The 22,411-nt window shown below is 69.7% G+C and carries 17 protein-coding genes and 2 riboswitches; of the genes, 9 read left to right on the top strand and 8 right to left on the bottom strand.

What is annotated here, in order from left to right; translation table 11 throughout:
* Window positions 1-316 (top strand): transposase (locus ACFWTE_RS12560; protein WP_378779460.1); only part of this gene is annotated, 316 nt, incomplete at its 5' end.
* Between the two features lie 443 nt (window positions 317-759).
* Here ACFWTE_RS12560 and ACFWTE_RS12555 read toward each other — a convergent pair.
* From ACFWTE_RS12555 to ACFWTE_RS12525, 7 genes are all read right to left on the bottom strand, one after another.
* Window positions 760-1,467, bottom strand: coding sequence for a nucleotidyl transferase AbiEii/AbiGii toxin family protein (locus ACFWTE_RS12555; RefSeq protein ID WP_378779459.1), 708 nt, complete (start codon window positions 1,465-1,467; stop codon window positions 760-762).
* Window positions 1,464-2,591 carry a type IV toxin-antitoxin system AbiEi family antitoxin domain-containing protein gene (locus ACFWTE_RS12550; protein WP_378779458.1) on the bottom strand — a complete coding sequence of 376 codons (1,128 nt, stop codon included), beginning with the start codon at window positions 2,589-2,591 and terminating at the stop codon, window positions 1,464-1,466. The genes ACFWTE_RS12555 and ACFWTE_RS12550 overlap by 4 nt, the downstream gene beginning before the upstream one ends.
* Window positions 2,592-3,631: 1,040 nt before the next feature.
* A complete protein-coding gene (locus ACFWTE_RS12545; protein ID WP_378779457.1) occupies window positions 3,632-4,603 on the bottom strand; it encodes a LacI family DNA-binding transcriptional regulator in 972 nt (323 codons plus the stop codon).
* Window positions 4,604-4,698: 95 nt separating this feature from the next.
* A complete protein-coding gene (locus ACFWTE_RS12540; RefSeq protein ID WP_378779456.1) occupies window positions 4,699-6,144 on the bottom strand; it encodes a GH1 family beta-glucosidase in 1,446 nt (481 codons plus the stop codon).
* Window positions 6,144-7,043 (bottom strand): carbohydrate ABC transporter permease, encoded by a 900-nt coding sequence (locus tag ACFWTE_RS12535; RefSeq protein ID WP_378779455.1) that lies wholly within the window; start codon window positions 7,041-7,043, stop codon window positions 6,144-6,146. Before ACFWTE_RS12535 ends, ACFWTE_RS12540 begins: the two co-directional genes overlap by 1 nt.
* Entirely contained in the window at window positions 7,033-8,142 is a 1,110-nt protein-coding gene (locus ACFWTE_RS12530; RefSeq protein ID WP_378779454.1) for a carbohydrate ABC transporter permease, read from the bottom strand. The genes ACFWTE_RS12535 and ACFWTE_RS12530 overlap by 11 nt, the downstream gene beginning before the upstream one ends.
* 63 nt (window positions 8,143-8,205) lie before the next feature.
* Complete coding sequence (locus ACFWTE_RS12525; RefSeq protein ID WP_378779453.1) at window positions 8,206-9,396, bottom strand: ABC transporter substrate-binding protein; 1,191 nt, start codon at window positions 9,394-9,396, stop codon at window positions 8,206-8,208.
* 751 nt (window positions 9,397-10,147) lie between these two features.
* On the opposite strand from ACFWTE_RS12525, the gene ACFWTE_RS12520 reads away from it, so the two are divergent.
* From ACFWTE_RS12520 to ACFWTE_RS12485, 8 genes are all read left to right on the top strand, one after another.
* Entirely contained in the window at window positions 10,148-11,230 is a 1,083-nt protein-coding gene (locus ACFWTE_RS12520) for an alpha/beta fold hydrolase (protein WP_378779452.1), read from the top strand.
* A gap of 224 nt (window positions 11,231-11,454) precedes the next feature.
* Window positions 11,455-11,667, top strand: a riboswitch (cobalamin riboswitch).
* A 59-nt stretch (window positions 11,668-11,726) separates the two neighbouring features.
* Window positions 11,727-12,785: an ABC transporter substrate-binding protein gene (locus ACFWTE_RS12515; RefSeq protein ID WP_378779451.1), complete on the top strand. Its 1,059-nt coding sequence runs from the start codon at window positions 11,727-11,729 to the stop codon at window positions 12,783-12,785.
* Complete coding sequence (locus ACFWTE_RS12510) at window positions 12,782-13,798, top strand: FecCD family ABC transporter permease (RefSeq protein WP_378779450.1); 1,017 nt, start codon at window positions 12,782-12,784, stop codon at window positions 13,796-13,798. Before ACFWTE_RS12515 ends, ACFWTE_RS12510 begins: the two co-directional genes overlap by 4 nt.
* Complete coding sequence (locus ACFWTE_RS12505) at window positions 13,795-14,613, top strand: ABC transporter ATP-binding protein (RefSeq protein ID WP_378779449.1); 819 nt, start codon at window positions 13,795-13,797, stop codon at window positions 14,611-14,613. Before ACFWTE_RS12510 ends, ACFWTE_RS12505 begins: the two co-directional genes overlap by 4 nt.
* Before the next feature lie 39 nt (window positions 14,614-14,652).
* A riboswitch (cobalamin riboswitch) is annotated at window positions 14,653-14,767 on the top strand.
* A 35-nt stretch (window positions 14,768-14,802) separates the two neighbouring features.
* Complete coding sequence (gene cobN, locus ACFWTE_RS12500; RefSeq protein ID WP_378779448.1) at window positions 14,803-18,393, top strand: cobaltochelatase subunit CobN; 3,591 nt, start codon at window positions 14,803-14,805, stop codon at window positions 18,391-18,393.
* Window positions 18,390-19,115 (top strand): precorrin-6A synthase (deacetylating), encoded by a 726-nt coding sequence (cobF, locus tag ACFWTE_RS12495; protein ID WP_378779447.1) that lies wholly within the window; start codon window positions 18,390-18,392, stop codon window positions 19,113-19,115. Before cobN ends, cobF begins: the two co-directional genes overlap by 4 nt.
* Before the next feature lie 30 nt (window positions 19,116-19,145).
* Complete coding sequence (locus tag ACFWTE_RS12490) at window positions 19,146-20,627, top strand: cobyric acid synthase (protein ID WP_378779446.1); 1,482 nt, start codon at window positions 19,146-19,148, stop codon at window positions 20,625-20,627.
* The gene (locus tag ACFWTE_RS12485; RefSeq protein WP_378779445.1) at window positions 20,624-21,343 is read left to right on the top strand and encodes a cobalt-precorrin-6A reductase; all 720 of its coding nucleotides are present in this window, start codon (window positions 20,624-20,626) and stop codon (window positions 21,341-21,343) included. Before ACFWTE_RS12490 ends, ACFWTE_RS12485 begins: the two co-directional genes overlap by 4 nt.
* Before the next feature lie 348 nt (window positions 21,344-21,691).
* Here ACFWTE_RS12485 and ACFWTE_RS12480 read toward each other — a convergent pair whose 3' ends face one another.
* Window positions 21,692-22,369, bottom strand: a complete 678-nt coding sequence (locus ACFWTE_RS12480) for a DUF2306 domain-containing protein (protein ID WP_378779444.1) — start codon at window positions 22,367-22,369, stop codon at window positions 21,692-21,694.
* Between the last annotated feature and the right edge of the window lie 42 nt (window positions 22,370-22,411).

Here is a 22,411-nt window from a genome sequence, read left to right as displayed (position 1 = left end):
CGAAGGCGAAAACGTGGTGTTGGTCTGGGATGGGCTGAGCGCGCACTGGAGCCGGGCCATGCGCGCCTGGGTGGAGGGTCAGGATTGGCTCACGCTGGAGCGGCTGCCTGCCTACGCCCCCGAGCTCAATCCCGTGGAGATGCTGTGGTCGTCCATCAAGACCCGGGAGTTGGCCAACGTGGCCGGTGATCATCTGGCAGACGTCGCCGACGCAGCCGAACGAGGCATCAATCGGGTCTGCGAAGACGATCGTCTCCCCTGGTCCTTCCTTGCTCATACCGGGCTGGAGGTCCATCCTCCAACCCCACACAACTAACGAAAAACTCAGTAGGGGACGACCCAGCCCGACTCGTTCTTCCAGTGACCGACCAGGGGGGCTTGTCGAGCGTGGGAGTCCAGGACCGGGTCTAGGAAGCGTGCAGCGGCGTCGCCTGCTTCGGCCAGGGTGACGCATCCTTGCAGTCCTCGTACCTGGCGAGCCTGGTCGGGGTAAGAGCTTTCCCACGCGGGGTTGGGGATCCGGAACGTCGGCGGGAGAGGGAGATCGTTCCCTTGGGCGCGGCGGCGCTCTACTTCCCGGGTCAGTGTGGTGTGCAGGCCAGGTCCTGCGAAGGTCTCGTGCTGGCACAGCAGGAGAATGTCGACCAGGTCGCGCACGCGGCTAGGGCGTGTTCCGTGGATGCTTTCGGTTGATTCGGCGCTTGCGCCGATCGCCGCGAGCGGCCTCCAGGCAATCTCTCGCAAGACGAGTAGCGCAGGTCAGCCCGGGTTTGGCTGTCCAAGCGTGGTCGGCGCAGCGAGAGGCAGCCTGGCGGTTGCGAGCCCGGAATGATCCGCGGAACACGGCCTAGAAGGGCCTTTGTTCTCTCCGTAACGGGTATACATCGCGCAGATCTTGTCGCATACGTGTCCCAGAGCCGGGGCAAGTCGGACCCGGGGCCAGGGCACGCCCTGTTGGAGGATCGGTAGTTCGGGCCGCAGTTCGCTTTCTGCGGGCGGGTCGGTGTAGCGCGTTCCGGCGGCTAGATCGACTTTGATGGTGGTGACGGCGGTACCTGCGATCGAGACCCGCACTTTCACAGACTGGGTGAGGTGTTCGAGGTCGACCCGTGAAGCCCCGTCTAGGACCTGGAAGGTGAGGAAGTCGTTGGTGTCCTGTGCTGAGGCTCGGGTCAGGGCCGCACGGGCTTCGTCGAGGTCGGTGGCGGGTGCGTACTGCAGGTCGATGTCGCGGCTCATGCGGCTGGCGCCTTGGTAACGGATGAGCAGGGCTTGGCCTCCCAGGATCAGCCATCCGTGTGGATCGTCCTGGAAGACCCGGGCGGCCAGGCGCTGGAAAAAGAACCAGTCCCGCACATGCTCCATGCTCAGTCCGTGCTGCTGGGCGTGTTCTTGGGAGGCCGTGGTCAGCGCCATGCGGAAGGACCGTGGAGTCCGGTAGTCCTCGGGCCTGGTCACCGTGCTCATCCGCCTTCTCCGTCCTGGGCCCCTTCTCGGGCATCGGTGTCGTCTTGCCTGTCAGTGTCCTGCTCCCTGTTGATCGGTTCTGCGGGCATGGGTCCTTTCATCGGTGGGGGCAGAAGTCGGACGTGGGACAGCAGGGCCAGGGACTGTCGGATATCGGTCATGGCAGGTGTGTCGAAAAGAGACGGTTGCAGGGCAGCGAAGGCGTTGTGGAGTCGGGCCATGGTGTTCGGGTCGATGGGCGGAGGCGTGATGTGGGACAGGTTGTTGCGGATCCGCCGCAGTGCTGAGTTATCGCTCAGGGCTTTCGTAACGTCTGTGTTGAGCTGGGATTGGCTTGCCACGATCCTGCTGAGAGCTTCGGCGACCTCTCCGTAGGGCAGGTCGAATCTGGTGGACAGGGAGCCGGCCAGTGCGCCCATGGCTGAACTCACTGCGGCCACATCGTGCATCTGCTCGTTGCGGACCTGTGCTCCCAGGCGTCTTTGGGCTTGGCGTACGAGGTCCTCGATGACCTGGTGGCCGTCTTTTCCCGGGAATCCGTAAGCGGTGGCTCCGGGGGTGATCCGCTCGGCCAGTTCGTCGAGGTCGATCAGTCTGATCTGTTCAGCGTCGGCGATGACACCACCGATGTGTCCGCCATCAAGGCGGGCTGCGAGTAGGTCGGTGATAGTCCGCAGGGGGGTGGTGGTGGGCAGGCCTGCGACGAGGATGACCTCTTCTTCGGCCAGAGTGGCGGTGTGCAGGTGTACGGCCTTATCGCGGGTGGTGCGTTCGGTGGGGGTGGTCAGTTCGACGCGTTCGGCGGGCAGATCTCCCAGGTCGTGCAGTTGGGCCGCGCTGGCGTGGGAGACCACCGCGCCCCAGGTTCGGGGTGTGTGGCGTTCCCAGGCAGGACGTTGCGGGTCCAGCCGTAGCCATGCCACGCGTACGGACAGGTGGGAAGGGTCCGGTGCCGAGGCGAGTTGGTGGATGCCGTGTCCTACTTTGAGCAGGTGCCTGGCGCGGGTCAGGCGTGTGATGGTGACGTCGTCTATACCGAGGTTGCGGGCTTGGGCGGTGGTCACCAGTCCGTGCTGGTCTGCTGCATACTCCCCGAGCAGGAGTAGCGCTTCATCTCTTCTCATTGATCAAAACTTACACTCCAGATGTCAATGCTTACACTATTTGTAAGCATTGATTCGGAAGATGAAAGTTTTGCTTTCGATCCAAGGTGGGCTTGGGCAGTGGGGTCTTCCTCGGTCGCCGGTGTCCCGGTTGGCTTCTAGCGCCTACCCGGTTCTGCCGTAGGAGCCGTACGGCGTCGTCGATCAGTACGGCGATGGTTGTCGGCAGAGGGGTGGTAGATAGGGAGCCGTAGGGATGATCGCCGAGGTCTTGGCCAGGGAGAGGACGACAGCAGGCAGACACACCGCCGCGACATCACGGAGCAGCCGTGGAGTGAGAAGGATGATCAGGACAACAATCAAGGGCTGTGTAACGCCAGGGCCCTGCTGGCTGGTGCGGGCGCAAAGGGTCAGACCGAAGCTTGGTGCCGGCGCGACTCCGGGGTCGCCCCCATCCTTGCTGCGAGGAACGCCTGGACCCTGCTGACGCGGCGGGGCGGGTACGAGGAGATCCGAACCGGCTGAGCCGAGCAACTGGGGAGTGCGTACCCACCTGGCTCTGATGTCACGTTCGGGTTGGCGCAGGTGGTGTTCCGTCTGACGCGAACCGCTCAAGGATCTTAGGATGGAAGAACGACCCAAAGACGCGGTCTTGCGTTGTCCAGGCCGGGACTTCACCGGCCTCAACTGGTGGCGGGCAAGGCACCCGAGTCGGCCACGTCCACCGGAGCGTCTCTCTCCTGGAAATCGCTCCCAGGACGGTCCCCTGCCCGAAGGCCAGTCGGACGGGCCGCAGAGCCTGGCTCCCCGAAGACCTTCTTTTCCCAGGCCTCACGCACATGCTGGGGGCGGGACTCGAAGCCCATCGAGTCCACCGGAGGCAGGGAACGCAGCACGTCTGGCAGCTCACCGACCTTGCCGTGCTGAACACCCCAGCCCAGTGCCCGCCCTGCTTCACGGCTTGGATATCGGATAGGGCGGCGTCGTCGGCAGCACCGGGCTCCTCACCTGCTCACGGCGCGTCGGTCAAGGACCTGGTACGGGCCAAACGCGAACCACAGTCATGCCGAATCACGGATCACGAGTGAGGTCGTCAGCTGCAGGACCCGGTCGGTGGGCTTCCCCTCGATCAGACGGATCAACATTTCCGCCATCCGTTGCCCCATCTGCACGATCGGATGGTGCACAGTGGTGAGAGCCGGTACGAGTGACGATGCGATCTCGCCGTCATCGAAGCCCACGACCGCTATGTCCTCCGGAACGCGCAGACCGCGCTCCTCGATCACCGAGTAGGCGCCGGCCGCCATCTGGTCATTCGCCGCGAACAGTCCGTCGATCGGCTCGTTCCGGTCGAGCAGGCGACGCATCATCACCGCACCGGAGGCCGTGGTGAAGTCCCCGATCTCCACGGCGCTGGCAGGTAGCCCAGCCTCGTTGAGCACGCGACGCCAGCCGCGGAGGCGATCGATGCCAGGCGGCATGTCCTGCGGGCCGGCGATGGTGGCGATATTGCGTCGACCCCGGGAGACGAGGTGCTGCGTTCCCCGGGCGGCGCCCTGCTCGTTGTCGACCTCGATGTAGTGCCTGGTCTTCTCGCCGATCAACGGCCGTCCCGCGAAGACGATCGGCAGTGAACTATCCAAACTGGTCCACGACAGGTCTCCCATGTGATGGGACACCACCAGGACGCCGTCGACGTTGCTGCCCAGTAAATAGCGCCTTGTCTGCGCGGGATTGGTCTCCGAAGAGATGACCATGTTGAGCGTGTACTCGATGTCCGAGAGGTACTGCGACATACCCTCAACGACGGATGCGAAGAACGGGTCCGCGAAGACTTTCTTGATCGATTCGGGGACCACGAGAGTCACCGCCTGTGCCCGCTTCGTCACGAGCGACCGCGCTGCGCGGTTGGGCACGTAGTTGAGGGCGCTCACAGCCTTGTTGACCGCAGCGACAAGATCCGGATCCACGGTTGTGGCGCCGTTGATGGCACGCGACGCCGTGGCCCGTGAGACGCCGGCCAGTGTGGCCACCATCTCCAGTGTCGGCGCAGTCCTGGACTGTTCCGAAACCGCATCACCTGTCACAGTACCTCCGTTCGTAGATGTCGCCGCTCGGGGAATGACTGTCAGGTGGGGAATGGTGTGCCGAGCGCGCCCATCGGCGTCGACCCCTCCGACGCAGCACCGATCAGACGAGCGTAGGCCAACCCGCTGTCTTTGACAGTACGTTGCAATGAGTCGTAGTCCACCCGTACAATACCGAATCGTTTTCCGTACCCCCAGGACCACTCGAAGTTGTCCAGCAGCGACCAGACGAAATAGCCGCGAACATCGGCACCCTCCTCGATGGCCTGTCCCACCGCGGCCACGTGGTTCAGGAGGTACTCGGTGCGCTCGACGTCGTGGACGGACTTGTCGGCAGCCACCTCGTCGTCGTAGGCCGAGCCGTTCTCCGTGACGTACAGGGGCGGAAGGCCGGGGTACTCGTCGCCGAGGCGCACCAGGAGGTGGCGCAACCCGTCGGGGTTGACCTCCCACCCCATTCCCGTGCGTGGCAGCCCGCGGCTGGGGAAGGCGATCTCGGCCCCGATCCAGGCCGAGGCCGTGGGGCGCTTGCCGCCGCCCGAGTGCCCGTCGCTGCCCCGCTCCTCGACGTGACCGCTGATCAGGTCGTCGTGGTAGTGGTTCACCCCGAGGAAGTCGAGCGGCGCCGAGATGGTCTCCAGGTCACCGGGCCAGATGGCCTCCGCGAGTCCGAACGGTGTCAGGTCGCGCATCGTGTCCTCCGGGTAGGAGCCACGCAGCAGCGGGTCGAGGAAGATGCGGTTCTGCAGCGAGTCGAAGCGGCGCGCCGCCTCAAGGTCGATCGGGTCCTGCGGGTCCTTGGCGATCGAGTTGCTCAGGTTGAGCGTGATGCCCAGGTGCTGGGCTCCGCGCGCCCGGAGCTCGGTCACGGCCAGGCCGTGCGCCAGGTGCTGGTGGTGCAGGGCGGCGATCGCCGCCCGGGGGTCCTGCCGGCCGGGCGCGTGAGCCCCGGAGCCGTACCCCAGCAGCGAGGAGCAGAACGGCTCGTTGAAGGTCGTCCAGTGCTGGACCCGATCGCCCAGCGCGTCGTAGACGTCCGTGGCGTACTCGACGAAGCGGTAGGCGGTGTCGCGGTTCGGCCAGCCGCCCCGCTCCTCCAGTGCCTGCGGTAGGTCCCAGTGGTAGAGCGTGAGCCACGGCAGGATGCCTGCCTCCAGCAGTTCGTCGACCAGTCGCGAGTAGAAGTCGAGGCCCTTGGGGTTCACCGCACGGTCGCCGGGGCGCACGCGGGCCCAGCTCGTCGAGAAGCGGTAGGAGCCGAGTCCGAGCCGCTTCATGAGCTGTACGTCCTCGGGCATGCGGTGGTAGTGGTCGGCCGCGACCTCAAGGTCATCCCCCCGGGCGACGGCGCCGGGGATGCGCGCGAAGGCGTCCCAGACCGAGTCCTCCTTGCCGTCCTCGTGGCCGGCGCCCTCCACCTGCGCGGCGGCGGTGGCCGAACCCCAGAGGAATCCCTCTGGCCAGACGCACAGACCCATAGGTGTCATCAGCCCTTCACCGCTCCTTGCATGATTCCGGAAATAAGCTGCTTGCCCGCGAGTACGAAGAGCACGAGCAGAGGGATGGTCGCCATCACCGCACCGGTCAGCACGATCGAGTAGTCCACGAAGTGCGCGGACTGGAGCTGGCTGAGGGCGGTCTGAAGGGTGGGGTTGTCGGCGTCGAGCACCAGCAGCGGCCACAGGAAGTCCGTCCAGGCCATCATGAACGTGAACAGCCCCAGGATCGCCATCGCCGGCCGCGCCGCCGGAAGGGCGACGTGCCAGAAGGTGAGGATCATGCTGGCGCCGTCCACGCGCGACGCCTCAAGCAGCTCGTCGGGGATGGCAGTGACGAGGTACTGGCGCATGAAGAAGACGCCGAAGGCGGTCACCAGGGTCGGGATGATCACCGCGCCGATCTCGCCGGTCCAGCCCAGGGTCCGCATCAGCATGAACAAGGGGATGATCCCCAGCTGGGTCGGGATGGCCATGGTCACGACCACGCTGACCATGAGGCCGTCGCGTCCCTTGAACTTCAGTTTCGCGAACGAGAACCCGGCCAGGGTCGAGAAGGTGACGACGGAGACCGTGATGATGCTCGAGATGAGGATGCTGTTGCCCAGGGCGAGCCAGAACGGGATGGTGTCGAAGACCCGGCCGACGTTCGTCCAGAAGTTGCCACCGGGGAAGAGCGGGGGCCAGTCCAGCCCGAGGGCGGCGTTGGACCGGCTGGCGATGACCGTCGACCACCACAGCGGGTAGACCGAGCTGACCAGGAGAGCGGTGAGCAGTCCGTAGGTCAGGAATCCGGGGCGGCCGCTGCCACCCCGCAGCCTCCCCCGGCGCCACGGGCGTCTCGGACTCGTGGCCGCGCGGTGGGGACGGGTTTCCAGATCAGCGCTCACTGGAGCTCCTGTCGACAGGGGGTGACACCCGCGGGCCGGTGGTGCCGTCGGCGCGGTCCACGCCCTCGGCAGCATCCGCGGAACGCCGGGCTGCGGAGGCCGCGGCTCGACGCGCGCGCCAACCCTTCCGGGGCTCGGTGGCATCCGCGGAGGGGATCCTGCGGGAGAAGAGGTAGTTGGCCGAGGCGAAAAGCACGATGATCAGGAACAGCAGCCACGCGATGGTGGCGGCCTTGCCGAAGTCCTGCCGCTGGAAGGCCATCTCCCAGAGGTAGAGCACCGTCGTCTGGAACTGGCGCTGGGGACCGCCCGGCGTGGCCGGGTCGAACAGGCGCGGCTCGGTGAAGATCTGGAGTCCGCCGATGGTCGCCGTGATCACGACGAAGGCCATCGTCAGCCGGATGCTGGGCAACGTGATGCTGAAGAACCGGCGCACGGCACCGGCCCCGTCGATCGACGCCGACTCGTAGATGTCGCGCGGGACGGCCTGCATGGCAGCGAGCAGGATCAGCGCGTTGTAGCCCGTCCACCGCCAGTTGACCATCGACGCGATCGCGATGTGGCTGGGGACGACCTCGCTCTTCCACCCGATCGGGTCGAGTCCGATGTTGGTGAGCAGGTTGTTGATGAGCCCGTACTGCTCGCCGAACATGTTCGTGAAGATGATGGCCACGGCGACCGGGGTGACGACGTACGGCACCAGGATCGACATGCGCCAGAACGTCTTGGCGCGCAGGTTCTGGTCCAGGATCGCCGCGATGCAGGTGGCCATGGCCACCTGCGGGATCGTCGACCACAGGAAGATGCTGACGGTGTTGAGCAGCGAGTTCCAGAAGAAGCGGTCCTGCAGCACCTCGGCGAAGTTCTGCAGGCCGACGAAGTCTCCCTGACCGCGGAGCAGGTGCCAGTCGTAGAGCGAGACCACGAAGGTGTAGACCAGCGGGAAGAGCCCGACGAGGGCGAACAGGACGAAGAACGGCGCGATGTACAGGTACGGCGAGGCCTTCATGTCGAAGACACTCAGCCGGTCCCTCAGGGATGGCTTGGGTCTTGTCTGGGGCGGCACGGTCTCTTTGGGCCGGTCCACTGTGGTTTTCATGTCAGTCTCATATCCCCGCCGGGGGCCGACGGCGCGTAGCCGGCGGCCCCCGCTCCGGCATCGTCAGTTCTCGTCGATGAGCTCGTCGAAGAGCTGCATGGCCTCGTCCCACGCCTCGTCGGCCGTGGCCGCGTCGTCGTCGAGGAGCTGCAGCGCGGGCCCGAACACGTTCTCCTGGATGACGGAGTCGTCAGGTCCCTTGAACTGGGCGACGACGCCCTCCGCGCGCGAGGCGAGGATCGCCCCGGTCGGGGCGTCGTTGAGCACCTCGTTCGGTGTGGCCTGCTCGGCGACGTGCTCCTGGGCCTCAAGCGTGCTCGGGAAGTTGCCGATGGTCTCCGACACCGTGATCTGCTGCTCCGGGTGGGTCAGCCACGCGGCGAGGGCGGCTGCCTCCTCCTGGTGCTCGGAGGTCTGCGGGACGGAGAGGAAGGCTCCTCCCCAGTTCGCGGCGCCACCGGGGAACACGTCGGCGAAGTCCCAGCCGCTCTCCGGACCGCCACCGGCGGAGTCGAGCTGCTCGCGCACCTTGCCGAGCATCCAGCCCGGGCAGACGAGGGTCGCGAAGGACCCGTCCACGAAGGCCCTGCCGTTGCCCCAGTCGTGGGCCTCCTGAGCGGCGGACAGCCCGTCACCGGTCGCGGCCGCGAGGAGCATGAAGTTCTCCTTGAGCGCGGCGTTGCCCTTCACGTTGAGCTCACCGTCAGCGGTGTAGTAGCCCTCCTCCATCTGGTTCACCATGGAGTTCCAGATGAAGCCCGACTGGTCGTACCAGGCACTTCCCGTTGCCTCGTGGTACTCCCGGCCCGTGTCGAAGTACTGCTCCCAGGTGGCGCCGTCGCCCCCGAGCATCTCGGCGACCGCGTCGCGGTCGCTCTCCATCCCGGCCTCGTCGAGGAGCGCGCCGTTGTAGCAGAGGCCCTGCGGGCCGATGTCGGTGCCGTACCCGATCACTCGACCGTTGGCGTCCGTGCCCTGCTCGAACTTCCAGTCGACCCAGTTGTCCGCGATGTCAGCGGCGCCGTGGTCGTTGAGGTCGACGAAGTTGTCCGAGACGTCCATGATCGAGCCCAACCAGCCCTCCTCGATCGCGACCACGTCGCTGAGCCCCGAGCCGGCCGCGAGCTTGGTGTAGACATCGGTGCGCGCGTTGCCGCTGTTGTCGACGTTCGTCGCGTTGATGGTGATCCCCGGGTTGGCTTCCTCGTACTCGGCGTACAGGTCGTCGTACCCGAAGGTTCCGAAGGTCGTCACGGTCAGCTCTAGGGGGTTGTCGGCACTGGCCGGCTCGTTGTCTGCACCGCTGCAACCGGTGAGCACCAGGGCAGCGACAGTCAGTCCCGAAACCGCCGCGATTGTGCCCTTTCGTTGAAAGAGAAGCACGTTCACTCCTATATGGGGGGGTTTGATGAAAACTTAATAAGAGATGGCTTGCTCAGGCGTTTTCGCAGGTTATATAGCGTTCTTTGGCATGTCAAGAGAGCGCTCTCTCAGATTCCGGCAGGCTGGGCGATCCGCCATGCCTGCACCGTTGCCGATTCCGAGAGGTTCTCCACCGATCACGAGGCCTTGTCGCGCCGATGAGGGGCCCGTGGAGGGCGCGAGTGATAACGAAAGGGATGTGCGAAGGAAGGAAGCGAAGCTGATTCGGTTCGGCGGGCGAATGTCCGCTTTTAAGTACTTTGTTATTTAAAGCGAATATTTCAGTACCTAAGGCCCGCCCCGCGTGCCCGACGGAGTACCGCGATCAGATCAGCGGGCCGTCCGCCCGTCAGCGGCGGCGGAAGGGGTCTCGCGGTAGAGGTGTGCGGTGCGGTCCGCGGGGCCACGGCGGTGCGGTCGGCCCGGGACCGCGCACGCCCGCCGTCCCGCGCGCGGCCGCCTCCCACAGCGTCGGGCACGCCCCTGCCCACGCCCCTGGGGGCAACTTGCCGGAACAGCAATTTTTAGTGCCATAAGTGGAGATCCTGTCGAGACTGGGCGCACCTCGACAGAAAGAGCCCCCATGAGCACCGACCAAGCGACCACGTTCGGGGACGGCGTCCACGCCCCCGGAGCGACAACCGCCCCACGGCCGTCCCCGCGCGGCCTCCTCCGATCCGTGCGGGCGACGGCGACCCTCCTGCTCGCCCTCCTGCTCATGGCCGGCGTCGCGGCCTGCGCCACGTCGGCCCCCGAGGAGGAGGTTCCCCCCTACGCGGCCGCCACCCAGGGCGACCCCGAGTTCGAGGGCACGTTCCGGCACGAGTTCGCCGACGTCGACGGAGTCCGCATGCACTATGTGACCGGCGGCAGCGGCACGCCGCTGGTGCTGATCCACGGCTGGCCGCAGACCTGGTACGGCTGGTGGTCGATCATGCCGGAACTCGCCGAGCACCACACCGTCTACGCCGTCGACCTTCCCGGACTGGGCGACAGCACCGGTTCGCCGACCGGTTACGACAAAGCCACTCTGGCCAGGTACGTACACACCCTGATCGCCGACGAGCTCGGGGTGGTCGACGCCGGAGTCGTCGGGCACGACCTCGGAGCCGCGGTGGCCTTCCAGTACGCCGCCCAGTTCCCCGACGACACCGAACGCCTCGGCTACCTCGACCTGCCGCTCCCCGGGCCCGGGATCGACGCGTCCGCCTACCGCTCGATGAGCTGGCACATCGCCTTCCACTCCCAGCCCGAGGTCCCCGAGACAGTGGTCGGCGACGACGTTCGCGACTACCTGGCGCTGTTCTACCCCCAGGTCTCCTTCAACGGAACGGCGTTCGGGGGCACCTCGGATCAGTCCCCGTTCACCGACGCCGAGATCGACGAGTACGCGCGGACCTACGCCAGGCCCGAGGCCCTCGCCGGCGGTTTCGACCTCTACCGCACCCTCGACGAGGACGTCCGCGACACCGTGGAGGCGGAACCGGTCGATGTCCCGGCCCTGATCATGACCGCCCAGGGACAACTCGACCCGGTCCGGGCCACCGTGGACACGCGCATGACCGACATCGTGCGCGCGGTGGAGGTGCCGGGTGCGGGGCACTGGCTCGTCGAGGAGAACCCCGGGTTCGTCACCGCGGAGCTGCTTCGCTTCCTCGACGAGTGACCCGGCCCCGGGAGCGGCGCGTGTGCCACACCTGATCCTCGGCCCCTCGCACGGCTGTACTCACCCGACACGAGTCGACGAAGTACTACTGGCGACAGTCCTGGAAGGGGGTGGCGCGGAACTCGCGGTGGTTCACCGTGTGCAGGGTGAACCCGTGCAGCGATGCCCTCCCGGCGCCGCGTACTCCTGCCGCCCCGCCCGCCCCGGAGGGCACGCGAGGCCCTTGGTACCCTTCCGGGGCCAGTCGTACCACGTAGGTGGTCAGGGAATCCGGTGCGAATCCGGAGCTGACGCGCAGCGGTGTGGGGGACGGGCGGGGTACACGAGCCACTGGGACACGCGCGCGGACGGCAAACGCCTACGCGGCACCGACCTGGGAAGGCACCCCGTTCGGAGGAACCCGAGTCCGAAGACCTGCTGGCCCCTCCGCGTCGAGTGCGCGGAGGAGCATCCATGCCAGGCTCCGCGTTCGAGTCCCGACACCTGAGGCATCCCCATGTCGCGCCACGCGCTCACGTCCTCCGCCCTCCCCTGCCTTGCCCTCCCGCTCGTTTCCGTCCTCGTCCTCACCGCCTGCGGTCAGCCGGGTGACCAGGGCGGCGACAGCACCGAAGCGGCTGCCGGGTCCGGGTACCCCCGCACCATTGACAACTGCGGCCACGAGATCACCCTCGACGCGCCTCCGCAGCGGGCGGTCTCCCTCAACCAGGGCTCCACCGAGATCCTCCTGTCCCTGGGGCTGGAGGACAGGGTGGTCGGCACGGCCACCTGGACCGACCCGATCATGGAGGGTCTGGAGGAGGCCAACGCGGACATCCCGCGGCTGGCCGAGAACAACCCCTCCTTCGAGCGGGTCCTGGAGGCCGAACCCGACCTCGTGACCTCGTCGTTCGTCTCCACACTCGGCACCGGCGGCGTCGCCGCCCGTGAGCAGTTCGAGGAGCTGGGCGTGCCCGCGTACGTCTCCCCGACCGACTGCGCCGCGGGCAAGGACAACGAGGGCGGCGGGGACGGCTCCCGGAGCGAGCCCCTCACCCTGGACGCCGTCTACGGTGAGATCCACGACCTGGCCGAGGTCTTCGGGGTGGAGGAGCGCGGGGAGGAACTGGTCACCGAACTCCAGCTCCGGGTGGACACCGCGACCGAGGACCTGGAGGTCGAGGACGTCTCCCTCATGTACTGGTTCGCCAACTCCCAGTCGCCCTACCTCGCCGGCTGCTGCGGTGCCCCCGGCGCCATCACCAGCGCGATCGGTGCTCAGAACGCCTTCGACGACACCCATGCCGAGTGGCCCCAGATCAACTGGGAGACCGTCGCGGACCGCGACCCCGACGTCATCGTGCTCGGTGACCTGACCCGCGAGTCGCAGACCGCGGAGACCGCGGCGGCCAAGATCGAGTTCCTGGAGGACAACCCGGCCACCCGCAACCTCACCGCCGTGCGGGAGGAACGGTACGTCCTGCTCAGCGGTCAGGCGATGAACCCCTCGATCCGCACGGTCGAGGGCATCGAGCTGGTCGCCCACGGCCTGCGTGAGCTCGGGTACGCCCGGTGAGCGGTGCGCGTCTGGCGCTGCTCATCACCTCCGGCCTGCTGCTCCTGGCCCTGTCGGTCTCGGTCGCCGTCACCATCGGCCCCGCCGACATCTCCCCGGCCGAGGTCTGGAGGTCGGCCGCCGCCCGGTTCGGGTGGGGCGGGAGCCCTCTGACGCAGTTGCGTGAGGGCATCGTGTGGAACCTGCGCATGCCCCGCACCCTGCTCGCAGCGGTGTGCGGGGCCGGTCTGGCCGTGTGCGGTGCGGTCATGCAGTCCCTGCTCCGCAACCCGCTGGCGGACCCCTTCGTGCTCGGGGTCTCCTCCGGTGCCTCCACCGGGGCGGTCGTGGTGGTCGTGCTCGGCTGGGGCGTCGGAGTGGTCTCGCTCCCGGCGGGGGCCTTCGTGGGCGCCCTGCTCTCCTTCGGCATGGTGATGCTGCTCAGCCACAGCCTCGGCGGGAGCATGGACCGCGTCGTGCTGTCCGGGGTCGCGGCCATGCAGCTGTTCTCGGCACTGACCTCGTTCATCGTGCTGACCGCGGCGGACGCCGACACCACGCGCTCGGTGCTGTTCTGGCTGCTGGGCTCCCTCGGCGGCGCCGGATGGACCGACGTGCTCCTGTGCACCGCGGTGCTGTGCCTGGTGCTCGCCGTCTGCCTCGCCAACACCACCACCCTGGACGCCTTCGCCTTCGGTGAGGAGGCCGCGGCGAACCTGGGCGTCCACGTGGGCCGGACCCGTGTTGTGCTGCTGAGCGTCACCGCGCTGCTCACCGCGGTGCTGGTCAGCTCCGCGGGCGCGATCGGTTTCGTGGGCCTGGTCCTGCCGCACGCCGCACGGGCACTGACCGGCTCCTCCCACGCCCGGCTGCTGCCGGTCACCGCACTGGCGGGGGCGGTCTTCCTGGTGTGGGTGGACACGGTCGCGCGGACCGCGCTGGACCCGCAGGAGATCCCGGTGGGGGTGGTCACCTCCCTCATCGGGGTGCCCGCCTTCGTCGCCGTGCTGTACCGAGTGAGGAGGAAGACGTGAACCACTCCGTCCAGGCCCCGGGGGAGGGGCTGCGCGCCGACCGGGTCAGCCTCGGGATCGGCGGTCGGCTCGTGCTCGACGGGGTCACCCTCGCCCCCCGGCCAGGGGAGACCATCGGCCTGCTGGGCCCCAACGGTTCGGGCAAGTCCACCCTGCTGAGGCTCCTCGCCGGGGTGCTCGGCCCCTCCGCCGGCGTGGTCACCCTGGACGGGCGACCGCTGGACCGGGTCGGCCGCCGGGCCGTGGCACGGCGCGTGGCCACCGTCCAGCAGCACGCGCACACCCAGACCGAGTTGACGGTCCGCGACGTGGTGGCCCTGGGACGCATCCCGCACCGCCGGTCCTGGACGCCCATGACCCCGGCCGACCTGGAGGCCGTGGCGCGGGCGCTGGAACGCACCGGACTGACGGACCGGGCCGACCAGTCCTGGCACACCCTGTCCGGCGGCGAACGCCAGCGCACCCAGATCGCGCGGGCCCTGGCCCAGGAACCCGGTGAGCTCCTGCTCGACGAACCCACCAACCACCTCGACATCCAGTACCAGCTCGACCTGCTGGAACTGGTCACGGGCCTGCCGGTGACCACCGTGATCGCCCTGCACGACCTCAACCTGGCGGCGATGTACTGCGACCGCCTGGTCGTGCTCCGAGACGGCCGGGCGGTCGCCGAGGGCACACCCTCCCAGGTCCTGACCCCCGCCCTCATCGGGGACGTGTACGGGGTCCCGGTCGAGGTCACCCCGGGGCCCGGCGGCCCGGTGGTCCGCTTCCTGCGCCGGGGGGCCGTCCCCCCGGCACAGGCCGGCCCTTCCTGACATCCCCGCCGGGGCCGGAGGGGGCCGTCCCGGCTACAGTGTGAATCCTTTGCTCGTGGTACAGGAACCCGGTGCGAGTCCGGGGCGGTTCCGCCACTGTGACACCCCGATCCAGGGGTGCAGCCAGACACTGGCCTCGGGCAAGTCCGACCGCTGACGGGGCGAGAACCCCGAGGGAGGAGCCCGGCCATGACGGTCCGGATCGCTCTGCTGTCCACGTCCGACACCGACCTGCTGTCCGCGCGGGCCAGCGGCGCCGCCTACCTGTGGGCCAACCCGTCCCGTACCTCCGACGCCGAACTCACCGGCGCCGTCGAGCGCGCCGACCTCGTGGTGGTGCGCCTGCTGGGCTCCTCGCACGACCTGTGGCCCGGTCTGGCGGCCGTCCGTGAGAGGGGCACGCCCCTGGTGGTCCTCAGCGGCGAGCAGCAGCCCAGTGCCGAGCTCATGGAACACTCCACCGTGCCCATCGGGCTGGCGACCGAGGCCCACCGCTACCTCGCCGAGGGCGGCCCGGCCAACCTCGGCCGCCTGCACGACTTCCTGTCGGACACCGTGCTGCTGACCGGAGAGGGCTTCGAGCCCCCGTCGGCCCTGCCTCCGTGGGGTTTCGCCGAACGCGAGCGCCCGCACGACCCGCAGCTGCCCAAGGTGGGCATCCTCTACTACCGGGCCCACGAAGCGGGCGGCAACACCGCCTTCGCGCACGCCCTGGCCGACGCCGTCGACGCGACCGGCCGGGCCGTGGGCGTCCCCGTGTTCGCCGGGTCGCTGCGCTCGGCCCCCGACGACCTCTACGAGGCGCTCGGCGGTTTCGACGCCCTGGTGGTCACGGTCCTCGCGGCGGGTGGCAGCGTGCCCGCGTCGGCGAGCGCGGGCGGTGACGACGAGGCCTGGGACGTGGAGCGTATGGCCGCCCTGGACGTCCCCGTCCTCCAGGGCCTGTGCCTGACCAGCTCGCGTGCGGACTGGGAGGAGTCCGACGACGGGGTCACCCCGCTCGACTCGGCCACCCAGATCGCCATCCCCGAGTTCGACGGCCGCATCATCACGGTGCCGTTCTCCTTCAAGGAGATCGACAGCGACGGCCTGCCCCGGTACGTCGCCGACCCCGAGCGCTGCACCCGCCTGGCCGGGACCGCCGTCGCCCACGCCCGGCTCCGGTACGTGCCGCCCGCCGAGAAGCGGATCGCCGTGGTCCTGTCCGCCTACCCCACCAAACACGCGCGCATCGGCAACGCCGTCGGGCTCGACACCCCCCGGTCCCTGGTGCGTCTTCTGCGCCGCCTGCGCCAGGAGGGCTACGATCTGGGCGACCCCGACGCCCTGCCCGGGTTGGACCTGCCCGACGAGACGGAGGCGGGCGACGCCCTGATCCACGCCCTGATCGAGGCGGGCGGCCAGGACGAGGACTGGCTGACCTCCGTGCAGCTCACCGAGGCCCACGTCCGCATCACCCCCGAGCAGTACGCCGCCTGGACCCGGGACCTGGACCCGGCACTGAAGGAGGCGATGACCGAGGCGTGGGGCGCCGCGCCCGGCAAGCTGTACGTCAACGAACAGGGCGAACTCGTACTGGCCGCTCTGCGGGCGGGCAACGTCGTCGTGCTGGTCCAGCCGCCGCGCGGTTTCGGTGAGAACCCGATCGCGATCTACCACGACCCCGACCTGGCCCCCAGCCACCACTACCTGGCGGCCTACCGCTGGCTGGAGCACGGGTTCGGCGCGCACGCCGTCGTGCACCTGGGCAAGCACGGCTCCCTGGAGTGGCTGCCCGGGAAGAACGCCGCGCTCTCCGCCGCCTGCGCCACCGACGCGGCCCTGGGCGACCTCCCGCTGATCTACCCGTTCCTGGTCAACGACCCGGGGGAGGGGGCCCAGGCCAAACGCCGCGCCCACGCCACGGTCGTCGACCACCTCATCCCCCCGATGGCCCGCGCGGAGAGCTACGGCGACATCGCGCGCCTGGAGCAGCTCCTCGACGAGCACGCCAACATCGCGGCCATGGACCCGGCCAAGCTGCCCGCGGTCCGCGGCGAGATCTGGGCCCTGATGCGCGCCGCCGAGATGCACCGCGACCTCGGTCTGGACGAGCGGCCGGGCGACGAGGAGTTCGACGACTTCCTGCTGCACGTCGACGGCTGGCTGTGCGAGATCAAGGACTCCCAGATCCGCGACGGACTGCACGTGCTGGGCGAGGCCCCCGAGGGCGGGGCCCGGGTGAACCTGGTCCTGTCCGTGCTGCGCGCCGCCCAGGTCTGGGGAGGCGTTGGTGGAGCGGTGCCCGGCCTGCGGGCCGCCCTCGGTCTGAAGGAGGACGCGCCCACCCACGAGGTCGACGGGGTGGAGGCGCTGGCCCGCGGCCTCGTCGAGCGGATGGAGGCCGCCGGGTGGGTCCCGGCCGCCGCGGAGGGCCTGCACGACGACCCGGAGGTGTGCCGCGTCCTGGAGTTCGCCGCCGAGCAGGTGGTGCCCCGGCTGGCCCGCACCACCGACGAGGTCGACCACGTCCTGCACGCCCTGAACGGCGGTTTCATCCCGGCGGGCCCGTCCGGCTCCCCGCTGCGCGGACTGGTCAACGTGCTGCCGACCGGCCGCAACTTCTACACCGTCGACCCGCGCGCGGTCCCCTCCCGGCTCGCCTGGCAGACCGGCCAGGCCATGGCCGAGTCCCTGCTGCGCCGCCACATGGAGGACACCGGTACCTACCCGGAGTCGGTCGGACTGTCGGTGTGGGGCACCTCCGCCATGCGTACCTCCGGCGACGACATCGCCGAGGTGCTGGCCCTGCTCGGGGTCCGCCCCGAGTGGGACGAGGCCTCCCGCCGGGTCGGCCGGCTCCATGTGGTGCCGTTGGAGGAGCTGGGGCGCCCGCGCATCGACGTCACGGTGCGCATTTCCGGTTTCTTCCGCGACGCCTTCCCGCACGTGGTCGCGATGCTGGACGACGCGGTCACCCTCGTCGCCGGACTCGACGAGCCCGACGAGCAGAACTACGTGCGCGCCCACACGAACGCCGACCTGGCCGAGCACGGCGACCAGCGCCGCGCCACCACCCGGATCTTCGGCTCCGCCCCGGGCTCCTACGGTGCGGGCATCCTCCAGGTCGTGGAGTCCGGCAACTGGCGCGACGACCGCGACCTCGCCGAGGTCTACACGGCCTGGGGCGGCTTCGCCTACGGGCGCGACCTCAACGGTGTGCCCGCCGCCGACGACATGCGGGCCAACTACCGCCGGATCAAGGTCGCCGCCAAGAACATCGACAGCGCCGAACACGACATCGCCGACTCCGACGACTACTTCCAGTACCACGGCGGCATGATCGCCACCGTACGCGCCCTCAGCGGGGCCGACCCCAAGGCCTACGTAGGCGACTCCACCTCGCCCGACGCGGTACGCACCCGGCCCCTGGCCGACGAGACCGCCCGGGTGTTCCGCGCCCGCGTGGTCAACCCCCGCTGGATCGCGGCCATGCGGCGGCACGGCTACAAGGGCGCCTTCGAGCTGGCCGCGACCGTCGACTACCTGTTCGGGTTCGACGCCACGGCCGGGGTCGTGCACGACTGGATGTACGAGAAGCTCGCCGCCGAGTACGTGCTGGACGCCGAGACCCAGGAGTTCCTGCGCCGCTCCAACCCCTGGGCGCTGCACGGCATCGTCGAGAGGCTGCACGAGGCCGCCCGGCGCGGTCTGTGGGCGGAGCCGGACCCGGCCACGCTGGAGGCCCTCACCGAGGTCTACCTGGAGGTCGAGGGGGATCTGGAGGAGCGGTCCGAGTGAGGGTGCGGATCCTGGGGATCGGTATGGGTCCCCAGCACGTCACCGGGGAGGTCGCCGAGGCCCTGCGCGGCTGCGACTACGCGGTGGCCGTCCGAAAGAGGGACGACGACGGCCTGTTCGCCCTGCGGCAGGAGGTCTGTGACGCCTACGGGATCCCGCTGGTCGCCGTGGCCGACCCCGAACGCGACCGCGACGACCCCGCCGACTACCCGGCGGCGGTCGCCGACTGGCACGAGGCCCGTGCGGCCGCCTTCGAGCGGGTGCTCGGCGAGCGCGGCGGCACCGCGGCCCTCCTGGTCTGGGGCGACCCCTCCCTGTACGACTCCACCCTGCGCATCGCGGCGCGGATCGCCGAGCGCGGGAACGTCGCGCTGGACTACGACGTGCTCCCCGGGATCAGCGCGCCCCAGATCCTGGCCGCGCGGCACCGGATCGTGCTGCACGAGGTCGGTCGTCCGGTGCACGTGACCCCGGCGCGGCGGCTGCGCGAGGCTGTCGAAGCGGGGCAGGACAACATCGTCGTCATGCTCGGCGGACGGCACGGGTTCGAGGGCCTGGAGGACTGGTCCCTCTGGTGGGGCGCCAACCTGGGCACCGGCTCCGAGGAACTGGTCGCCGGACGGGTGGGCGAGGTGCTGCCCGAGATCGAGGCCGCGCGCCGGCGGGCCAGGGCCAAGGCCGGCTGGGTGATGGACACCGCGCTGTTGAGGAGGCCTGAGTGACAGGGGTGCAGGAGTGACAGGGGTGCAGGAGTGACAGGGGTCCTGGTCGCCGGGACGACCTCCGACGCGGGCAAGAGCGTGGTCACCACCGCCCTGTGCCGGGCCTTCGCCCGCCGGGGCGTGCGGGTGGCGCCGTACAAGGCGCAGAACATGTCCAACAACTCGATGGTCTGCCACGGCCCGGACGGGCGCCCGGCGGAGATCGGCCGCGCCCAGTGGGTGCAGGCGCTGGCCGCCCGCGCCGTTCCCGAGCCCGCGATGAACCCGGTGCTGCTCAAACCGGGCAGCGACCGGCGCAGCCACGCCGTGCTGCTCGGCCACCCCGCCGGGGAGGTGTCCTCCTCCGACTGGGAGGCGGGGCGCCGCCACCTGGCCGAGGCCGCACACGCCGCCTTCGACGACCTGTCCGCCCGCTACGACGTCGTCGTCGCCGAGGGGGCGGGCAGCCCCGCCGAGATCAACCTGCGCGCGGGCGACTACGTGAACATGGGCCTGGCCCGGCACGCGGGGATGCCCGTGGTCGTGGTCGGCGACATCGACCGGGGCGGGGTGTTCGCCGCCATGTACGGGACCGTGGCCCTGCTGGAACCCGCCGACCAGGCCCTGATCGCCGGTTTCGTGGTCAACAAGTTCCGCGGCGACCACGCCCTGCTCCAGCCGGGTCTGGACGACCTCGAACGGATCACCGGCCGCCGGGTGTTCGGAACCCTGCCGTGGGACCCCGGGCTGTGGCTGGACTCCGAGGACGCCCTCGACCTGGAGGGGCGGCGGGCCGACGGGGAAGCGACGCTGCGGGTGGCGGTGGTGCGCCTGCCCCGCATCAGCAACTTCACCGACGTGGACGCGCTCGGCCTGGAACCCGGGCTCGACGTGGTCTTCGCCTCCGGACCGCGCGACATCGCCGACGCCGACCTCGTGGTGCTGCCCGGTACCCGCTCCACCCTCGCCGACCTGGCCTGGCTGCGCACGCGCGGACTGGACGAGGCGATCACCGGACACGTCCGACGGGGGCGGCCGCTACTCGGCGTCTGCGGCGGCTTCCAGATGCTCGGGCGGACCGTCACCGACCCCGACGGGGTCGAGGCCGCGCCGGGTTCGTCCGCGCAGGGGCTGGGCCTCCTCGACGTGCGCACCGACTTCATCGCGGACAAGACCCTCCGCCTGCCCGAGGGCGAGGCGCTGGGCGCGCCCGCGGGCGGCTACGAGATCCACCACGGCCGGATCACCGTGGGCGGGGGCGCGGAGGAGTTCCTGGGCGGAGCGCGATCGGGCAACGTCTTCGGGACCATGTGGCACGGCAGCTTGGAGGGTGACGCCTTCCGGGCGGCCTTCCTCGCCCGGGCGCTGGGGTACGGGCCGTCCGGGACGGACTTCTCCGCCGCGCGCGAGCGGCGCATGGACCTGCTCGCCGACCTCGCGGAGCGGTACCTGGACGTCGACGCACTGCTGGGGCTGGCCCGCGAGGGGGCTCCCGCCGAACTTCCCCTGCTCGGTCAGGAGCGTGCCCGATGAGACTCCTGCTTCTGGGGGGTACGTCCGAGGCCCGTGAACTGGCCGCCCTGCTGGTCGGGGCGGGCGTGGACGTGACCACCTCGCTGGCCGGACGGGTGGCCCGGCCGCGCCTGCCGGTGGGCGGGGTGCGGATCGGCGGGTTCGGGGGCGTGCCCGGACTGCGCGCGGCCCTGGCCGACTACGACGCGGTCGTGGACGCCACCCACCCCTTCGCGCTCGGGATGAGCGCCAACGCGGCCGCCGCCTGCACGGACCTGCCGCTGCTGCGGCTGGAGCGGCCGGGGTGGGAGCCGGACCCGGCCTGGCACTACGCCGACACCCACGAGGAGGCGGCGAAGCTGGCGGCCGGGCTCGGAGAGCGGCCGTTCGTGACGGTCGGCCGCCAGGAGCTGGCCCGCTTCGTGTCGGCCCTGGGCGAGCGCGCGGTCCTGGCCCGGGTGGTGGACGTGCCCGAGCTCGAACTCCCCGCCGCCTGGCGGCTGGTGACCAGCCGGGGCCCGTACCGTCGCGACGGCGAGCTGGAGCTGATGGCCGGGCACCGCTCCGACGTGCTCATCACCAAGGACTCCGGCGGCACCTACACCTGGCCGAAGATGGAGGTCGCCGGGCGGTTGGGTGTTCCGGTCGTGGTGGTGCGGCGTCCACCGGGCCCGCCGGGCGTGCCCGCCGTCAACGGTGTGGCGGAGGCGTTCGACTGGGTGACCGAACTGGGGTGAGCGAAGACCGTCGGTTCGTGTCCCGTAGCTGTTAGCGGGCGAACCGCTTCTTCAGCCCGTCGGTGTCCAGGCCCACCACGCTCCCTGGTCATCTGGTGGGGGAGGCCACCCGGTCGTTCTGGGCCGCCGCCCCGCCGGCCCGGAGGAGGCCCCTGACCTCGACGCCCTACTGCTGGAACTGCGCCCGCGCACCGACCCGCCCGCAGGCCGCCTCCCGGCCCGGAACACGGGTGGCATTCGCGTCCTCGCCGCAGCCTGACCACGTCCGGGCAGCGTCGCGGTGCGGCACCCCCGGCACTCCCCGGTGCCCGCCGGAGGTGCCCGCCTCCGAAAAGGCGGTCTCCGCCTTCACCCGGGTGAGTGCTCCCGAGCGCGCTGGACGCTGCGCGGGCGTTGGCCCCTGCGGATGAACCACTCGGCCACGGCCAGGTTGATCACCCACCCGGCACCCATGAGCAGCGCCCTGCTGAGTTCGGTGTACTCACCGACCAGGATCATCCAGGGCAGGTGGGTCAGCACCTGCGTCCCGGCTCCCTGCCCGATCGCGTAGGCGCGGATCATCCAGGCGCGGTGCCGGGCGATCTCCCGGCGCCGCGCCGCCACGAAACCGAGGACCAGGGCGACGGCCATGGCCGAACCGAACACCAGCCGCTGCACGGTGACGAAGCCCGTGTCGATCGCCGGAATCGAATAGAACAGCGTCATCCACAGCCCCGTCAGCGCGGTGGCCAGCCCCAGGAGGACGAGTAGCCGACCGGAGGCCCTGTGCCAGCGGGGTCGGCGTCGGCGCAGACCGGGGGAGAACTGGAGGGCTCCCAGTACGCAGTAGGGGCTCGCGGCGAGGATGTGCAGGACCACGGGCAGGGGCGCGGCGAAGAAACGGGCGTTGTCGGCGGTGACCGGTGCCCCGGAGGCCAGCTCGCCGACGCGGAAGGCCCCGGCGACGAGGGGTACGACGCTCAACAGGATCAGCAGGGCGGGCACGGTCCACCCGGCTCGGGCCGGGGGTTTCACGGTGGTGGTCATGCCCCGATCGTGGCCGCCGAGAGGGGAGCCGGGCATCGGAAG

The organism is Nocardiopsis sp. NPDC058631, from assembly GCF_042716955.1.
In the GTDB taxonomy this organism is placed as follows: Bacteria; Actinomycetota; Actinomycetes; order Streptosporangiales; family Streptosporangiaceae; genus Nocardiopsis.
The sequence above is the reverse complement of the archived record's forward strand: the minus strand, read 5'-3'. Positions and strand labels throughout refer to the sequence as shown.